The sequence below is a fragment of the Acetivibrio clariflavus DSM 19732 genome (genome assembly GCF_000237085.1).
Lineage (GTDB): Bacteria > Bacillota > Clostridia > Acetivibrionales > Acetivibrionaceae > Acetivibrio > Acetivibrio clariflavus.
Genome location: NC_016627.1, coordinates 4,812,750 through 4,831,037, shown reverse-complemented (window position 1 = coordinate 4,831,037; position 18,288 = coordinate 4,812,750). Strand labels below are relative to the sequence as shown.

Annotated in this window: 16 protein-coding genes and 1 pseudogene; 14 read left to right on the top strand and 3 right to left on the bottom strand. The window is 33.2% G+C overall.

The genetic code is table 11. The annotated features are described in order from the left end of the window. Positions 1-123 precede the first annotated feature (123 nt). The 6 genes from CLOCL_RS20455 (at position 124) to CLOCL_RS20430 (ending at position 6,410) form a co-directional block, all read left to right on the top strand. Complete coding sequence (locus CLOCL_RS20455; RefSeq protein WP_014257107.1) at positions 124-1,296, top strand: LegC family aminotransferase; 1,173 nt, start codon at positions 124-126, stop codon at positions 1,294-1,296. A gap of 24 nt (positions 1,297-1,320) precedes the next feature. Continuing rightward, positions 1,321-2,367, top strand: a complete 1,047-nt coding sequence (locus CLOCL_RS20450) for a sugar phosphate nucleotidyltransferase (protein ID WP_014257106.1) — start codon at positions 1,321-1,323, stop codon at positions 2,365-2,367. After that, the gene (locus CLOCL_RS20445) at positions 2,360-3,004 is read left to right on the top strand and encodes an acetyltransferase (RefSeq protein WP_014257105.1); all 645 of its coding nucleotides are present in this window, start codon (positions 2,360-2,362) and stop codon (positions 3,002-3,004) included. Before CLOCL_RS20450 ends, CLOCL_RS20445 begins: the two co-directional genes overlap by 8 nt. Beyond that, positions 3,001-3,996: an N-acetylneuraminate synthase gene (gene neuB / locus CLOCL_RS20440; RefSeq protein WP_014257104.1), complete on the top strand. Its 996-nt coding sequence runs from the start codon at positions 3,001-3,003 to the stop codon at positions 3,994-3,996. Before CLOCL_RS20445 ends, neuB begins: the two co-directional genes overlap by 4 nt. Beyond that, on the top strand, positions 3,993-5,162 hold the full coding sequence (gene neuC / locus CLOCL_RS20435) for a UDP-N-acetylglucosamine 2-epimerase (RefSeq protein WP_014257103.1): 1,170 nt from the start codon (positions 3,993-3,995) through the stop codon (positions 5,160-5,162). The genes neuB and neuC overlap by 4 nt, the downstream gene beginning before the upstream one ends. Positions 5,163-5,582: 420 nt before the next feature. Further along, positions 5,583-6,410, top strand: a complete 828-nt coding sequence (locus tag CLOCL_RS20430; protein WP_014257102.1) for an acylneuraminate cytidylyltransferase family protein — start codon at positions 5,583-5,585, stop codon at positions 6,408-6,410. A gap of 419 nt (positions 6,411-6,829) precedes the next feature. Here CLOCL_RS20430 and CLOCL_RS20425 read toward each other — a convergent pair. Both CLOCL_RS20425 and CLOCL_RS20420 read right to left on the bottom strand, forming a co-directional pair. Beyond that, a pseudogene (locus CLOCL_RS20425) lies at positions 6,830-8,046 on the bottom strand (IS256 family transposase). 161 nt (positions 8,047-8,207) lie between these two features. After that, positions 8,208-8,426 (bottom strand): Spo0E family sporulation regulatory protein-aspartic acid phosphatase, encoded by a 219-nt coding sequence (locus CLOCL_RS20420; protein ID WP_014257101.1) that lies wholly within the window; start codon positions 8,424-8,426, stop codon positions 8,208-8,210. Positions 8,427-8,730: 304 nt separating this feature from the next. On the opposite strand from CLOCL_RS20420, the gene yycF reads away from it, so the two are divergent. From yycF to rlmH, 8 genes are all read left to right on the top strand, one after another. Next, entirely contained in the window at positions 8,731-9,423 is a 693-nt protein-coding gene (gene yycF, locus CLOCL_RS20415; protein ID WP_014257100.1) for a response regulator YycF, read from the top strand. A 98-nt stretch (positions 9,424-9,521) separates the two neighbouring features. Next, a complete protein-coding gene (locus CLOCL_RS20410) occupies positions 9,522-11,345 on the top strand; it encodes an ATP-binding protein (protein ID WP_014257099.1) in 1,824 nt (607 codons plus the stop codon). 105 nt (positions 11,346-11,450) lie between these two features. Continuing rightward, on the top strand, positions 11,451-11,993 hold the full coding sequence (locus CLOCL_RS20405; RefSeq protein WP_014257098.1) for a hypothetical protein: 543 nt from the start codon (positions 11,451-11,453) through the stop codon (positions 11,991-11,993). A 26-nt stretch (positions 11,994-12,019) separates the two neighbouring features. Beyond that, the gene (locus tag CLOCL_RS20400; RefSeq protein ID WP_014257097.1) at positions 12,020-13,480 is read left to right on the top strand and encodes a hypothetical protein; all 1,461 of its coding nucleotides are present in this window, start codon (positions 12,020-12,022) and stop codon (positions 13,478-13,480) included. 2 nt (positions 13,481-13,482) lie between these two features. Beyond that, on the top strand, positions 13,483-14,334 hold the full coding sequence (yycI, locus tag CLOCL_RS20395; RefSeq protein ID WP_014257096.1) for a two-component system regulatory protein YycI: 852 nt from the start codon (positions 13,483-13,485) through the stop codon (positions 14,332-14,334). A 104-nt stretch (positions 14,335-14,438) separates the two neighbouring features. Then, positions 14,439-15,698, top strand: coding sequence for a UDP-N-acetylglucosamine 1-carboxyvinyltransferase (locus CLOCL_RS20390; protein WP_014257095.1), 1,260 nt, complete (start codon positions 14,439-14,441; stop codon positions 15,696-15,698). Between the two features lie 129 nt (positions 15,699-15,827). Then, the gene (locus CLOCL_RS20385; protein WP_014257094.1) at positions 15,828-16,619 is read left to right on the top strand and encodes an MBL fold metallo-hydrolase; all 792 of its coding nucleotides are present in this window, start codon (positions 15,828-15,830) and stop codon (positions 16,617-16,619) included. Between the two features lie 8 nt (positions 16,620-16,627). Beyond that, positions 16,628-17,107 (top strand): 23S rRNA (pseudouridine(1915)-N(3))-methyltransferase RlmH, encoded by a 480-nt coding sequence (rlmH, locus tag CLOCL_RS20380; RefSeq protein ID WP_014257093.1) that lies wholly within the window; start codon positions 16,628-16,630, stop codon positions 17,105-17,107. Between the two features lie 30 nt (positions 17,108-17,137). Here the strand turns inward: rlmH and CLOCL_RS20375 are convergent, their stop codons facing one another. After that, on the bottom strand, positions 17,138-18,169 hold the full coding sequence (locus CLOCL_RS20375) for a LacI family DNA-binding transcriptional regulator (RefSeq protein ID WP_014257092.1): 1,032 nt from the start codon (positions 18,167-18,169) through the stop codon (positions 17,138-17,140). Positions 18,170-18,288 lie beyond the last annotated feature (119 nt).

The following is an 18,288-nucleotide window of genomic DNA, read 5'->3' as shown; positions in this document are numbered from 1 at the left end:
ATATGGAAAGTAGATATTTTAGATTTATATTCTGGAATATTAATTAACCTTATAACGAGATGAAATAATTTGAAGTATAAGTCAAAAAGTTCAGTACTAAAAAAGCGTAGGTGTAAATATTAAATGAGCAATAAATTCATACCTTTGTCTGTACCAAATTTAAAAGGAAGAGAACTTGATTATGTAGCTAATGCTATTAAAGCTGAATGGGTATCAACAAGTGGCCCATATGTAGATGAGTTTGAAGCACGAGTAGCAGAATATGTTGGTTCAAAAGGGGCAGTATCATGTCAGAATGGAACATCGGGATTGCATGTTGCTCTTCTGAGTTGCGGTGTTACAAAAGATGATGAAGTTATTGTGCCAACTCTAACTTTTATAGCTGCAGTAAACCCAGTAAAGTATATTGGAGCAGAGCCGATATTTATGGATTGCGATGATTCTCTTACAATAGATGTGGACAAGCTTAAAGAGTTTTGCGAAGTTGAATGTAAATTTTTGGATGGGAAATTGATAAATAGCAAGACTAATAAATGTATTAAAGCAATAGTGGTAGTACATGTATTTGGAAATATGGCAGACATGGAAGGTATAATGGAAGTTGCTCAAAGATATAACCTGAAAGTTATTGAAGATGCAACAGAGGCTATTGGCACTTATTATTTATCGGGCAAATATAATGGCAAGTATGCTGGGACAATTGGGGATGTTGGAGTTTATTCATTTAACGGAAACAAGATTATAACTACCGGTGGAGGTGGGATGATTGTTTCTAACGATGAGAAAATACTTAACAAATCTAAACATATTACAACTCAGGCAAAGATCGATGAGTTATATTATATTCATGATGAGATTGGGTACAATTACCGAATGACTAACTTACAAGCTGCTCTTGGGTTAGCTCAACTTGAACAGCTGGAGAATTTTATTCAAATAAAAAAAGAGAATTATGAATATTATAGAGAGAAAATTTCAGATATTAATGGACTTAGTATCTTAGGATTTAAAAACAGTATTAGACCTAACTATTGGTTTTATGCACTGTTTGTGGATAAAAGTTATTTACTGAATAGAGACCAGATTATTAAGTACCTTGCCTCAGAGAAAATTCAAACTAGACCTATCTGGGGATTGATAAGTGATCAAAAGCCATATGCAGGTAGTCAAACATATAAGATTGAGAAGGCGCGCCTATACTTGGAACACGTGGTGAATATTCCTTGTAGTTCTAATCTTACAAAAGAAGATATTGATTTTGTTATAGAATGCCTAAAGCGTCCTGAAGTGATTTAGATATTCACGAAAGGGGGAAAATAATTGGATATAAAAGATTTCCTGATAAATGAAGAGGCTACTATGATTGAGGCCATGGAAGCATTGGACAAGGTAGCTAAAAGAATACTTTTTGTAACTAGAGATAGCAGTTTAGTTGCAGCTTTGACTGATGGAGATATAAGAAGATGGATTCTTAAAAAAGGCAATCTTGATGCTAAAGTTAGGCAAATAGCAAATTATAATCCTAAGTTTCTTAGTGAAAAAGATAAGAGCTTGGCAAAAAGGTATATGAAAAAGTATTCAATTGATGCATTGCCTATTTTGAATGATGAAGGAAAGATCACTTCTATAGTATTTTTAAATGATGAAGAAATCGGAAGAAAGAGAAATTTGGATGTTCCTGTGGTCATTATGGCCGGTGGCCTTGGAACTAGATTATACCCTTATACAAAAATATTACCGAAACCTCTTATTCCAATTGGTGAAATTCCAATAGTAGAGCATATTATGAACAAGTTTTATTATTACGGAAGCAAACAATTTTATTTGGTTGTGAATCATAAGAAGAATATGATTAAGGCATACTTTAGTGAAACTAAAAAAGACTACAAAATTGATTATGTAGATGAAGACGAATTTATGGGTACCGGTGGTGGATTAGGCCTTTTAAAGGGTAAAGTCAATTCGACATTTTTGCTATCTAATTGTGATATTTTGATAGAAGAAGATTACGAAAAAATTTATAATTATCATAAAAAAGAACAGAACCTTATTACAATGGTTTGCTCACTAAAAAATATTAAAATTCCTTATGGTGTTATTGAAATTAGCAGCACCGGAGAAATTGAAAGTATGAAGGAGAAGCCGGAACTATCCTTTTTTACCAATACAGGTATGTATGTTGTTGAGCCTAGGGTAATCGAAGAAATTGAAGTGGGTCAAGTAATAGATTTTCCGGATATCATAGAAAAATACAGAGTTAATGGAGAGAAAATTGGAGTTTATCCAATCAGCGGAAATAGTTGGTTAGATATGGGACAATTTGAAGGCATGGAAGAGATGAGAAAAAGGTTGGAAGGCAATGGATAAGAAAATTCTTTTAATTGGTGGCGGAGGCCATTGTAAATCCGTTTTAGATAGCCTTCTTAATTCTAATGAATATTGTGATATAGGGATTATTGACAGGAAAGAAAATGTAGGAAAGCAAATTATGGGGGTAACTATAATAGGAAGTGATGATGACCTTTTGGATATTTATAGCAAAGGCTACCAATATGCTTTTATAACTCTAGGAAGTGTCGGTAATCCTGCTTTACGTATTAAACTGTATAATAATATAAAAATTATTGGCTTCAAAATACCGAATATTATTGATTCTACAGCATGCGTTAGTAAATATGCACATATTGAAAGTGGAGTCTTTATTGGAAAACATGCTATTGTAAATGCAGGAGCTGTAGTAAACAATTGTTCAATTGTTAATACCGGAGCGATTGTTGAACACGATTGTATTATTGGAGAATTTGTGCATATAGCCCCGGGAGCGGTTTTAAGCGGTGGAGTAAAAGTAGGAAACCATTCACATATTGGTTCAAATGCTACTGTAAAACAACAAGTTCAGATAGGAGCTAGTTCGATTATTGGTATGGGCAGTGTTGTTGTTAAAGATGTAGGCGAGGCTGTTATGGCATTTGGGAACCCTTGTAGGGAGGTAAAAAAATTATGAGCATATTTATAATAGCTGAAGCCGGTGTAAATCATAATGGTAGTCTGAAGTTGGCAAAACAGCTGGTAGATGCTGCAAAGGAAGCAGGAGCGGATTGTGTTAAGTTTCAGACTTTTGTACCTGAGAACCTTGTTTCGAAAAATACAGCAAAAGCAGATTATCAAAAGAAACAAACGGATGCAAAGGAAACTCAACTAGATATGCTTAAGAAATTAGAACTATCTTTTGAGGATTTTTTAGAACTAAGTGAGTACTGCTCAAATAGAGGAATAGAATTTCTTTCTACGCCTTTTGACTTTGAAAGTATAGACTTTTTAGATAAACTTGGTATGAAACGATGGAAAATACCATCGGGAGACATATCAAATCTTCCATATTTGATAAAGATAGCGAAGCTGAAAAAGCCTGTAATACTTTCAACAGGCATGAGTACGATGGAGGATATTGAGAGCGCTATCACTGTGCTGAAGGAAAATGGAGCAGATGATATAACAGTTCTTCATTGTACTACTGAATATCCAACATCTTATAGCGATGTTAATTTAAAAGCAATGTTATCCATTAAAGAGAAATTTAACGTTAGTATTGGTTATTCAGATCATACAAAAGGTATTGAAGTTTCTATTGCGGCTGCTGCATTAGGAGCAAGTGTGATAGAAAAACACTTTACACTGGATCGGAGTATGGAAGGACCTGATCATAAGGCAAGTTTGGAACCGAATGAACTGAAGGCAATGGTAGATGCAATCAGAAATATTGAGTCTGCTTTAGGAGATGGAGTGAAAAGACCATCAGAGGCAGAGAAAAAGAATATGCTTGTTGTACGTAAAAGCATTGTAGCAAAAAGAGATATATTAAAAGGGGAAATTTTTTCGGAAGATAATTTAACAGTTAAAAGGCCTGGAAATGGGATCAGCCCTATGAAGTGGTTTGAAATATTGGGGAAAGTCGCTAATAGAAATTATAAACAAGATGAGTTGATTGAGCAATGAAAAAAATAATTAGTGTCTTAACAGCAACTAGAGCTGAATATGGTTTGTTAAAACCGATTATTACAAAATTAAATAACATAAAGGAATTTGATGTTCGGATTGTTGTAACCGGTGCACATCTTTCGCCTGAATTTGGATTGACTTATAAACAAATAGAGGAAGATGGATTTTCTATAGATGAAGAAATTGAGATTTTACTAAGCTCTGATTCTCCAGCCTCTATTTCCAAATCAATGGGACTTGCCATGATTGGTTTTTCTGATTATTTTAAAAAGTTGAATCCGGATTTGTTAATTGTTCTTGGAGATAGATATGAAACTCTTGCAGTCGCGATTGCAGCAATGAATCAAAGGATACCGATAGCTCACTTATATGGTGGTGAAATAACAGAAGGTGCTGTTGATGAGGCTTTTCGTCATGCAATCACAAAATTAAGCTATTTACATTTTGTCAGCACAGAAGAGTATCGCAGGCGAGTTATTCAACTAGGAGAAAGTCCTGACCGTGTATTTAATGTAGGTGCTATCGGAATAGAAAATATTCTTAATGAAAAGTTTTTATCCAGAAAAGAGCTAGAGGAAGAATTAAAGATTGATACAAATGTTCCTTATGCAGTGGTGACATTTCATCCGGTAACATTAGAAAATAATAGTTCGAGAAATCAAATTGAATCACTTTTGGAAGTTTGTAAGTCTTATGAAAATATGAATTTTATATTTACTAAGGCAAATGCTGATGCAGAAGGGCGTATTATTAACCTGTTGATTGATGAATATGCAAGTAAGAATAATAATATAATGGCGTACACTTCACTAGGAACAGTAAAATATCTTAGTGCATTAAAGTATTGTTCCGTTGTTATTGGAAATTCTTCAAGTGGCTTGTTAGAGGCTCCGAGCTTCGGTATTCCAACGGTTAATATCGGAGATAGGCAGAGGGGGAGAATAAAGGCTAGTAGTGTAATTGACTGTGAACCGACGCAGGGTAGTATAAAGCAAGCTATAGATTTGGCTTTAAGTGTCGAGTTTAAAAATAAGGCTAAAAAAACTATCAATCCATATGGTAATGGTAACACTTCTGAGAAAGTTATTGATGTTATTAAAAGGTTTCTGCTTAGTGATAAAGTGGATTTAAAGAAAAGATTTTACGACTATAAAATAAATTAGATAAATATTATAGTTGTATATCTTGGAGTTATAGGAAGATATGGAATCTAATTAATCACAAAAGTATAATATGAGGCGTTTAATATCTATGATATAGATTTTAATAACAAGCGTTGTGAAATAAAAAAGTCAATTAGTATAAAACAAATTATAAAAAGACACAAATATTAAAAGAAATTGTGCCAAAACGGAGAAGTGTTTAAAAGAGCAAAAAGACGACTGGAGTATGAGAATTTTGGATTGAATATTTATAAAAAGATCAATCGCTGTGACTTATGCTACGAGATGCCTAAAGGATATTGTAACAAAGATTATAGAGAGAAAAGTGATAAAAGTATTGTGCATAATTAGAACAAGAATGGATTTTAACTTAAAGAAATTAAGTATTTTTTTAATGTAATTGAATGAGTGCGGGAAAATATGGATAACATTGGTACAGCATTGCTAACGGTAAATTGCAAAGAAAGGAATGTTATAATCATGAAAATATTATTTACCATATGCGGAAGAAAGGGTTCAAAGGGAGTAAAAAGTAAAAATATCAAAACCTTTTTGGGATTTCCATTAGCTTTTTATACTGCATCTTTTATCGATTTATTTATTAAGCGAAATAATTGGGTTGATAGTGACATTGTCTTAAATACAGATAGTGAAAATTTAATTGATTTATTTAAAAACAAATTGAATATGCCAATAGAGATTATAGAAAGAGACCCTGAACTTGCAAAGGATTATGTTCCTAAGATTTCTGTTATTAAAAACTGCTATGATGTTATGGTTGAAAGGAAAAAAGTAAGTTATGATATAGTAATTGATCTAGATATAACATCTCCGCTCAGAAGATTGAGGGATTTACAATCATTGATAGAGAAAAAGTTGAACTCCAATGCTGATGTTGTGTTCTCTGTTACAAGTGCAAGAAGAAATCCATATTTTAACATGGTCAAAAAGGGGGAAAACGGATATGAACGTGTGATAGAGTCTTCTTTTAATGCGCGACAGGAAGCTCCTAATGTATTTGACATAAATGGATCAATGTATGCTTATTCTCCTGATTTTCTTAAGAGTGGAAAAGGTCTATTCGATGGAATATGTGATATTATTGAGATGAGAGACACTGCTGTTTTGGATATAGATCATGAAAATGATTTCGAGTTGATGGAGGTAATTGCTAAATATCTATATAGTAGCGACAATGAATATAATTGTATTAGGGAGAATATTAACAATATTCTACTTAAAGATTAAAGATATACCATGAATTTCCAAAAGGAAATTAAAAAGAAACCATTTGATATTGTATGATTTCTTGTTTTTTTAACCGAAACTTATATGTTACATCTAATTTGGTTAATCACACCAACTTATAAAAAGCCGAAAACGGAAACTAGGGGGAATGTAAGTAATTTTGTGTATCAGAATTTATGTAATCCTTCTTCAGCAAGTAAATATAAGTTCACAAGGTTTACAAAATATTGCTTTTTATTACCTTTATATTACATATTATTGCCAGATTTATTATATTTTATACATAAATTTGTTTAAATCTGGCAATAATTATTTATAATGGTCAGTATTAGTCTTTTAAACCTATATTTTTAATTTTGTGAGGTCTAGCCCGTCCGGCGATGAGGACGAGCCCTTTAGGGCGGTGGGGATGAATGCTTTTAAATATACTCTTCCGGTCTACCTGGATATTGTATCATCAATTGGCTTAACACCCTATCCCAGTTCTTATACCTCTGTGTCCATTTCTTCACTACATTCATTGATGCTAAATATAGCATCTTTTCCAGTGAACTATCGGTTGGAAATATCGTTTTCGTTTTTGTGACCTTACGAAACTGTCTATGCAGCCCTTCTATTATGTTCGTTGTATATATTATTTTCCGTATCTCTTCCGGAAATTTGAAAAACGGACTTATTACTTCCCAGTTATTTTCCCAACTTCGTATTGCATAAGGATACTCTTTTCCCCATTTTTCTTTTAGTTCATACAGTTTTTCCAATGCTACTTCTTCATTAATTGCATGATATACTTCTTTAAAATCATTGCTAAACGCTTTTAGATTTTATAGGATACATATTTAAAGGAATTCCTCAACTGGTGTATTATACATCTCTGTACTTCTGATTTTGGATATGCTGCATTTATTGCTTCCTTAAGTCCGGTAAGTCCATCTACACAGAAGATTAAAACATCTTCTACTCCTCTGTTTTTTAGGTTATTTAACACACCTAGCCAAAATTTTGACGATTCATTATCACCAATCCATATCCCTAAGATATCTTTATATCCATCAATAGTAACTCCTAGAACAACGTAAGCTGCCCGGTTTGTTATTCTTCCTTCATCCTTTACCTTATAGTGAATTGCGTCCATAAATATAAAGGAATATATAGGTTCAAGAGGTCTTTGCTGCCACTCTTTTATTTCTGGAGCAATTCTGTCAGTAATCTTGCTAACCATCTCCGGAGACAGGCTGAATCCATAAAGTTCTTCAATTTGTTGACTAATATCTCTTGTAGACATTCCCCTTGCATATAGAGCTATAACTTTTTCCTCAATTCCGGAAACATTACGCTGATATTTTGGGATAATTTTAGGTTGAAATTCTCCTTTACGATCTCTAGGCACTTGTATATCAATTTCACCAAACTCACTTTTTATTTTTTTTGGTGTATAACCATTACGGCTATTATCGGTATTTTTATTTTCCGCATCATCTTTTGCATAACCCAATTCTGCTTCAAGTTCTGCCTCAAGCAGTTCTTGAATAATATCTTTAAAAATGTCTTTTAGATAAGCATTTACATCTGATACGCTTTGGAAATTATTTTCCCGAACTAATTGCTTTATATGTTCTTTTGATAGTGTTGACATAAAATTCTCCTCCTTAGCTTTTGTTATTACTAATTCTTGCCAAGAAGGAGAACATTCAATCTCTTATACACAAGATTTTTTACATCGTCAAACTAGGTGGAATAAACTAAAATGGGCAGTCCATTGGGAGTGCCCATAAAATTGCTATCATTGCTCTATTATTAATACACACATTTTAGGGGAGTCTCAATACAACATGTGTTTAACTTTAATTGCTTGTCCCTTTGATAAAGTTTATTATAACGATCCAAAACTTTGTCTAATCTTCTGCTGTAGTGCTGAACTTCCTCATCAAGAAGATCAAAACCTTTGCTTTCAATTAGTTTGTTTAACCTGAGGTGCATTCCTGTTATGAGAAAATACATTGACTCGTTTGACATTATTGCAGCCCCCCTGAATTAGAATTGTTAAATACAAGAAAGCTTATGCAGAAAGAATTATGACAGAGCCTCTTACTATATTATAACACATTTTGTAATTAAATCAACATAATACATAATATTTTAAAAGTTAAGTTTTGAAATGGCATAATTCAATAATTTGGTTATATTGACTTAAAATAAATGTTCAAATTTGTAATATAAATGTTATAATAATATGTGTTATTTGCATGAATTTATCTGGTAATTTGAAAATTTTGTGCAAGTGCTTTTGTGGCTTCCAAGGACTATGAGGGGGGATTTTGTGAAAGCCAAAATACTGATCGTTGATGACGAAAAGAATATAGTTGATATTTTAAAATTTAATTTAGTTAAAGAAGGATTTCAAACTGTTGAAGCTTATGATGGTGAGCAAGCAATAGAATGTGCTTTAAAAGAAAAACCTGACCTTATTCTTTTAGACATAATGCTTCCTAAAATGGATGGCTTTACTGTATGTAGTAAACTGAGACAATCTATATCCACTCCTATTATTATGATAACAGCTAAAGAGGAAGAGGTTGACAAAGTATTAGGACTTGAATTGGGAGCAGATGATTATATTACAAAGCCTTTTAGTCCTAGAGAATTAATGGCTAGAGTTAAAGCGAATCTTAGGAGGGTTTCCATTGAAAGTGCTGCAACTAAAGAATGTAGTACTTTAAAGTGTGGAGATTTAGAGATTGATGTAGAACGTTATGAAGTAAGAAGAAATAATCAAGTTATAGAGCTTACTTTAAGAGAGTTTGAACTGCTTAAATTTTTAGCCCTTCAACAGGGACAAGTATTTTCCAGGGAAAATTTACTGGAAAAAGTTTGGGGCTATGAGTATTATGGTGATGTACGAACTGTAGATGTTACGGTTAGAAGGCTTAGGGAAAAGGTAGAATCAGATCCTAGTAATCCTAATTATATTATGACAAAAAGAGGAGTAGGATATTATTTTAATAGACTTTGATTAGTAAACAAAATTTTTAAATCTTTATAAAATCGGTAATGCAAAAAGGGCACAAATGCCCTCATGTTTTTTATCACGAAGCTTTTAAGAGGGTTGATATGTTAATTAGAAAGCTAAAATTATTAAGAAGTTTGCAGTGGAGACTGGTTGTTATTTTTGTACTGGTATCGGTTGCATTGATGATTACAGTAAGTATTTCATTGAATTATTCTATGGAATCCGTATATTATAAAGACTTCAAAAATAGGATCGATAAAGGCTTTGAAAGTTGGGGGATTGGGGAAAACCCTTCGGGAAATGAGATAATTACGGATTTAAAAGACAACTATAATGCTATCAGTCTTTTTATGGTAAGAGACTATGTGACTTATACAGTTATTGACAAGAATAACAATAATATTTTGTATTCAAGTGACAACTTATTTGAGGAAGATAGTGATAAGTTTATTGAAGAAATATTAAATTCAAAAAACTTTTTGTCTGCCCTTGCCGGAAAAGACGGAAATCAAGGGAGAGCAATTCATAGCAATGAAAGGGTTTTTTTTGACTATGCCCGTACAAAAGGGGAGTATATATTATATTTCAGATTTTACAAAGACGAATGGGGAGTTGTAATAAATAGTTTTAACAATATTATAAGAAATGCGTTTATTATTGCAGTTATTCTGTCTCTCGTTTTTGGATACCTGCTATCTAAGACCATAACCGTACCGATAGTAAATTTAATGCATAAGGCAAAAAATATAGCTGAAGGTGATTTTTCACAAGTTGCTGAAGTGAAATCAGAAGATGAGATAGGTAAGCTTACCAGAGCTTTTAACTATATGGCGAAAGAACTTAAAAAGACATTAAATGAAATTTCAAAAGAGAAGAATAAAATTGAAACTATTCTGAACTATATGACCGATGGTGTAATTGCTTTTAACATAGATGGGGAAGTGGTTCATGCTAATCCGGCGTCAAAACTTATGCTTGGCGTGGATGAATTTAATATGAACTTTAATGAATTTTCAAACAAATATAATTTAGGCGTTACAATAGAAGAGATGCTTTATCTTGAAATTTTCAATACTAAAGAGGCTATTCTAAATTTTAATGATAAATATATTCAAATTTATTTTGCTTTGTCGACTAACGGTCAGAAGAAAGCAGAAGGTATTATTGCAGTTTTGCATGATATTACTGAGCAGCAAAAATTAGATAATATGAGAAGAGAGTTTGTAGCTAATGTATCTCACGAGCTTAGAACACCGTTAACATCAATCAAGAGTTATTCTGAGACTTTATTGGACGGAGCTTTGGAAGACTCTGAGACAGCATATAGATTTCTCAATGTTATAAATTCAGAAGCAGACAGAATGACAAGATTGGTTAAAGATCTATTGCAGCTTTCCAAATTGGAAAATGAGCAAATGCAGTGGAATATGCAGGTTTTTGACTTTTATAGCCTTGTCAGAACTTCAATAATAAAGGTAGAGCTGTCTGCGAAAGAAAAGGGACAAATTTTAGAATGCTTTTCGATAGGAGAAAAACCGCAAGTTTTAGCGGATAAAGATAGGATTGAGCAAGTTTTGCTTAATGTGCTCACCAATGCTATCAAATATACTCCGGAAGGAGGAAAGATTACTGTATATGTTGGCAGGATGTATAGCGATGCTTATGTAAAAGTAGCAGACTCTGGTATTGGAATTCCTGAAGAAGATATTAAAAGGGTATTTGAGCGATTTTATAGAGTAGACAAAGCCCGTTCGCGAGAAATGGGAGGGACTGGGCTTGGTCTTTCTATTGCTAAGGAAATAATAGAAGCTCATAACGGAAGTATTTCTATTTCAAGTCAACTGGGAAAGGGAACTGAGGTTACGGTTAGATTGCCTGTATATAATGGTGAGCAAGCTTCAGAGGAAGATGTAATTGAATCTTAAATGTCATGTAACAATTCTGTAATATTTATAATATATAATATAACATAAGATAGTTGGAATATAATATATTAGGCATATATTGCTTATAAAAAGGGTGGTTGGTTAATGTACAAAAAAATATTTTACATATTTACTCTGGTTTTACTGATAACCAGTTTTAGCATTACTTCTTTTGCCGAGGATCTTGAAGATCAAAAATTACTTAATAAATATACTATTTTAGCTGATAAGAATACCAGCGATACAGAGCAATTTTTGGTTACCATAACACGGCCTGAAGGAGATGAGTCAACTTTTAAGAAGTCCTATGTTATTTGCGGCAATACTGTTAAGGATGATATAAGAGTAATGCTTTTGATTTATGACAAAGATGAGAAAAAGTACATACCTTTTGCCAATACAGATGGGGATTACATGTGGGACATAGGTGCTTCAGGCATATTTATGAAAGAAGTTATTCTTCCAAACAAAGGAGCCAACGATGTAAGAATTATTGCTTTTAAAAAGAACGAGACAGAAAAGCTGGTACCTAAAACCAATTTACAGATAAATAGTTTTACCGTTTCTGTTCTGGATAATGGTATAAAGGAAGCAATAAAAACAGGATTTTTAAAGATTACAGATATGCTCAACGGGCTATTTAAATAAAATAAGAGGTATCCGGTGTCAAGAGGATGAAACAGTTTAGATTCGAGAGATTTAAATTATATGTTTTAATGGTATTGGTATTAACGAGTTTTATACAGGTAGGAATCCTTTGGAATTATCAAAATGAAGGATTACCTACTAATTTTTTATGGAATATTTTTGATAATAGCAGCAGCAAAGTTCCCGGTGATGTGGGTGACTACGTTAAGCTATTTAGAGTTACAGCAACTGAAGGATATGACGAATCCCATTTTATAATAAATGAGGATCATGAGTATTATGCCAAACTGTGTAATGAAGCTTTCTATTATTTGACTAATTTGTTGGAAGGTAAAAACATCCTGAGTAAGCAGACGTATCCGGAAGAATATTGGGGAGAAATTGTTGTAAAAAAGAGCTTTGTGTATGAGTTTAGAACAAAGATAAACATAAGCACTTTGTCAGCACTGTTGAATGTTGAAAATATTGCAAACCAGGAATTTGACGGTATATATAAAATGGCTTTGCTGCCAAGAATAGATTCCAATAACAATATTGGCCTGTATGTTTATGATGGGAATAAGACTTATGGATTTGTTTTGCCTTTCAACAAAAAGGGATTAAGCAGAGAGAAGTATAATGATATATTAATTGCATTGGAAAATAATGAAACTTATAGCTATGTGGTAATGAATGAATGGATGGGAATTAATAAAACTCCATATAAAATAAAGCCGGATATTTTAATACCCAGAGGAAGTGCTTCAGAAGATTTTGAGGATATTATATGCTCTGTACCTCAAATTTTACAAAATATTGATACCAGCACGAAAGACGACCTTGAAAAAATTGCAGCAAAAGTTTTAGGAAATGACAAAGAAAGACTTACCTGGGGAATTGATTTGGATAAATCCATAGTTTTCAGAAATCCAAGTAAGAGCTATAAAATTCATAAGGATGGACTTTTGGAATATAAGTATTTGTCCCAATATGACCGGGCTGATAAAGGGGCTGAAATAGAAGCTCTTGAAAAGGCTATTGATTTCATTGCTCAAATGGCGGATATGGTAAAAGGAGCAGATATATATCTTTCAGGAATCAACAGCGATAAAGATGGATATTATACCTTTACTTTTGATTATAAAGTCAATCAGAAACCTGTTTCTTTTTTAGAGTATCCGGTAAATACCGGAAATGAAAGCTTTGTCAATAATGCTATTACAATAAACGCCAATAAAAAGAAAGTATTAAGTTGCTATTGGATAGTAAAAGAATTTTCTGTTGGGAATAACACTTTGAAAATTAGAACTTACCCGTTTGATTTGCTTGATGATGTTTTTAAAAAGTATGATTATCTAAACTTTTCTAATTTTTCTGTAAAAGATGTTATTATATCTTATGAAGGAAAATACAGTGAAAGAGAAGAACATTTAAAACCTGTTTGGGTGATAGAAACAATAGATGGAAGATATTATACAGTTGAAATGAAAGAAAAAAAAGGAGAGTAATTATGGATTGGGCAAAGGCAAAAAATATACTTATTTTTATGTTTATTTTGTTGAATCTTTTACTTTTTGTTACCATAATTACTCTGTTCAAATCTGATAATATTTCCCGTGAAATGGTTGATGACACATATAAGATCTTAGAAAACCGAGGGGTTGTTGTAAAATGTGATATTCCTTTGTATAATAAGGAAATAGGTACATTAATCAGTACTAATATTGATTTGGATAAAAACTTAATTATAAAAGTTTTTTTTGGAGATTCAAAGTATGAAGAGGAAACTTCTGATGGTGTAGTAAAAGCTTTTAGTGGAAACAAGATGTTGATAATTGAAAAAGTAAACACATTTGTTTACAATAATATTGAACCGGAAGAAGGCAATTATTTAACGGATTTAAAAAAAGTCCAAAACTATCTTGCGGACTTGTTTAAAACAATGAAGGTACCCTTTGAAAAGTTTTATTTTGATAAAATGGAAGATATGGAAGATGGTCAAAAAAAGTATATTTTCAGACAAAAAAAAGGAGAGTTTTGGTTATACAGCAACTATGTAGAGGTTACTGTATCAGAAAAAGGGATTACCTACCTAAAATATAACAATAGAAAACCGAAAGAAATTACCGGCGGGAAAAAAATAATGCCAGCTTATCAGGTTCTTATAAAAAATCTGACGGAAGACAGAGGTACAGTTATTGATAAAATTGATCTGGGATTTGGAGAGCAATTTGTAGGAAATGATACGAAAGTACTTGATGATATCCCTGTATGGAGAATAACTGCTAAAAATTCAGAAAAAATTATGGAAAGGTACTTTAAAGTATATAACGGTGAGGAAGTAAAATTAAACGATAAATAAACTGCTTAATCAATGTTTTTCGAAAGTGTAATTTATTTGGATATAGTACTATAATTAATATGGAATGTTTTACCGCTAATAGAAAATGAGTGGGGGCGTTATGTTTGGAAAAGTTTGTTATACGAGGTGGTAGGCCACTTAAGGGCGAAGTGGGTATTAGTGGAGCTAAGAATTCGATAGTGGCTATTTTGCCTGCTGCTTTGTTGGTTGATGGACCATGCAAGATAGAAAATATTCCTGAGATAAACGATGTCAGGATTTTAATAGATATTTTAAAAGAATTGGGATGTGAAATTGAAGTTGAAAGTGAAGACAGTATTGCAATTAATTCTCAGTATGTAAGATCATATACTGCTACCTATGAAATGGTGAAGAGCCTAAGGGCTTCTTACTATTTACTGGGATCTTTGCTTGGAAGGTTTAAAAAAGCGGAAGTAGCTTTTCCTGGCGGATGCGACTTCGGGTATAGACCTGTAGACCAGCATATTAAAGGTTTTGAAAAATTAGGGGCAAAAGTTGAGATAGATCGTGGTGTAATAAAGATTGAAGCAGAAAAACTTGTAGGCAGTCAGATTTATATGGATGTTGTAAGTGTTGGGGCTACCATTAACATTATGCTTGCAGCTGTAAAGGCAGAAGGTACTACAGTGATTGAAAATGCTGCAAAAGAACCGCATGTTGTAGATGTGGCTAATTTTCTTAATGCTATGGGAGCTAATATTAAAGGTGCGGGTACGGATGTTATTAAGATTAAGGGGGTATCCAACCTTACCGGGGGAGCTACCCATTGTGTAATTCCCGATCAGATAGAGGCTGGCACTTTTATGATTGCTGCGGCTGCAACAAAGGGTGATGTTATTGTAAGAAATGTTATTCCTAAGCATATGGAGTCCCTTAGTGCCAAGTTGATTGAAATGGGAGCAGAAGTTGAACAGGGCGGGGATTGGATCCGAGTTAAAGGTCCTGAAAATATATTGAAAGCCAATATAAAAACTCTTCCTTATCCCGGATTTCCTACTGATTTGCATCCTCCCGTGTCGGTTATGCTTTGTCTGGCAAACGGTACAAGTACAATAACTGAGGGAATATGGGATTCTAGGTTTCAGTATGTTGATGAATTGAAAAGAATGGGAGCTCAAATCAAAGTAGAAGGAAGAATGGCAGTATTTGAAGGTATTCCAAAGCTTTCCGGTGCACCGGTAAGGGCTACTGATTTGAGGGCTGGTGCAGCAATGATTATTGCCGGTCTGGTTGCAGAAGGTGAGACTGAAGTATATAATATAAAGTACATAGATAGAGGATATGAAGCAATAGAAAAGAAGCTTAGAGGTCTTGGTGCCGATATTGCTAGAGTTGAAGAATAGTAATTAGCTGCGTTTTTAGGTTATTACAATAATAAATGATAAAAACTGTTTATAAAACGTAGATTTGATAGGCTTTGGAAATGCTATATTGAATAGGTTAAAATATTTAGTATAATCAGGAGAAAACCAATGATAAAATTTTGCAGTTTATACAGCGGAAGCAGTGGAAATTCTCTGTTTATATCGGATGGCAGGACAAAAATGCTGATTGATTCCGGTATAAGTGGAAAAAGGATAATAGAAGCGCTTGTTGCCATTGGGGAAAATCCTTCGGAACTAAGCGCTATTTTAGTTACCCATGAACATAGTGACCATATAAAAGGAGTGGGCATACTATCCAGAAAATTTGATATTCCCATTTATGCCAATGAAAACACCTGGAATGCCATGGAACAGGCCATTGGCCCTGTAAATATAAAAAATAAGATGTGTTTTTGCAATTGTGAAGAGTTTAAGATAGGCAATATTTGTATTAAAGCTTTCCCGATTCCCCATGATGCTGTTGATCCGGTGGGCTTCAACTTCTTTTTGGGAAGTAAGAAAATAACGACAGCTACAGATATAGGCCATATTACAAAAGAACTTATAAGTCATCTTATGGGCAGTGATCTTTTATTTATTGAATCTAATCATGATGTGGAAATGCTGAAAGTAGGTCCATATCCATGGCCGTTAAAAAAGAGAATATTGGGGGAGAGAGGGCATTTGTCAAATGAAATGGCTGGGAAGGTTGTAGCCCATTTAGCCAAGAAAGGTACCAAAAAGTTTTTACTGGGGCATTTAAGTAGAGAAAATAATTTTCCCGAGCTTGCATACCGGACTGTTTGTAATGTACTTGACGAAAATGATATTTGTGCAGGCAGGGATGTAATGTTAAGCGTAGCTTTACGTGACCAAGTGGGAGAAGTAGTAGAGGTTTAGGAGGCAATATGAAAATAACTATAGTTGCAGTGGGTAAACTCAAGGGAAAGTATCTGAAGGAAGGAATAAGTGAATACAGTAAACGCCTTTCGAGGTTTTGTGAGCTACAAATTATAGAGGTGGAAGATGAGCAAGCCCCGGAAAATCTAAGCGTGTCCCAGGAGGAACAGGTAAAGAGAAGAGAAGCTGAACGTATTATAAAAAGAGTAAAGGAAGGATCTGTTTTAATTGTTTTAGATCTAAAAGGGAAAAAACTTAGTTCCGAAGAATTTTCCGATAAGCTGAATTCTTTTTTTATTTCAGGTAAATCACACATTACGTTTGTTATAGGAGGTTCTTTGGGCTTGGATGAAGAACTTGTCCGGAAAGCCGATTTTAGTCTTTCCTTATCCGATATGACCTTTCCACACCAACTGGCAAGGCTCATTTTAGTAGAGCAGATTTTTAGGGCTTTTAAAATATTGAACAACGAAACGTATCATAAGTGAGAGAAAAGTTACTTAAAATGTGTTATATGACTAATTTATTTTCTTTGCAGAGTTTCTTTCAACAAACATTGTGGGTAAAAGTATTTTTTCGCATAAAGAGTTCGGGTTAGCCATTCTTTCCAATAAAAGTTTTACAGCTCGTTCTCCCATGGCTTCTTTTGAGATATGCATAGTGGTCAGTTCGGGAGTAATATTTTTTGAAAGCTCAATGTTATCAAAGCCTATAACGGAAATATCGTCTGGAACGGATAGATTGATAGATTTAAGGGCATTTATTAAGGTTATTGCTTCGATATCATTGCAACAAAAGAAAGCAGTAGGTAATTTTGGGATTTTTTTAATCTCGTCGATTACTCTTTGTATACTGTCTTTTTTATATTCATACAGGCATTTGTCAGTTATGCAAAAAGATTTATTATAGGGAATTGAATACTGGTCCAAGGCTTTGACATATCCTTGAAATCTGTCATAAAAACTGCTGGCAGCAGAAATATCTCCTGAAAAACCTATATCTTTATGGCCTAGCTTAATAAGGTATTCAGTTGCCAAATATGCTCCGGATATGTTATCTGTTAATACGTAATTACAAATTAAATCATCAAAATAGTGATCTATTATTACAAGAGGAAGATTAAATTTTAGAATGGAAGTCAGTGTTTTTTTGGATATTCTGCCAAGGGTAATAATACCTGAAATAAGCCCTTCTTTAATACTGAGCGGTGTTTCAAACTCTTCCTTGTTCTCATCATAGCAATATATAATGATGTTCAAATTATTTTTTTTTGCTTCAGATTCAACGCCATACTGTATATATGAAAAGAAACCTTCAGATTTATGAGTGTCTTTAGAGAAGATTAAACAAATGTTTTTGTAGGAAGTATCTGAGGAAGAATTTTGGGAAGAATTCTTTTTATATTCGTATCCTAACTGTTTTGCAGTTTCGAAAATAAGTTTCCGTGTCTGGGCGTTAATTCCGGGCATATTACGTAATGCTAGAGATACAGTATTCTTTGACATGCCCACCTTTTTTGCAATGTCTTCCATAGTTACTTTTTTTGCCATAACTTCCTCCCTAACATATACTTACAATGCATAGATTATATCATAATATAATTGATATGTGTAATATTATTTTACAATACTATGTATTTAAGTTAGTTCAACAAATAATTTATAATTTC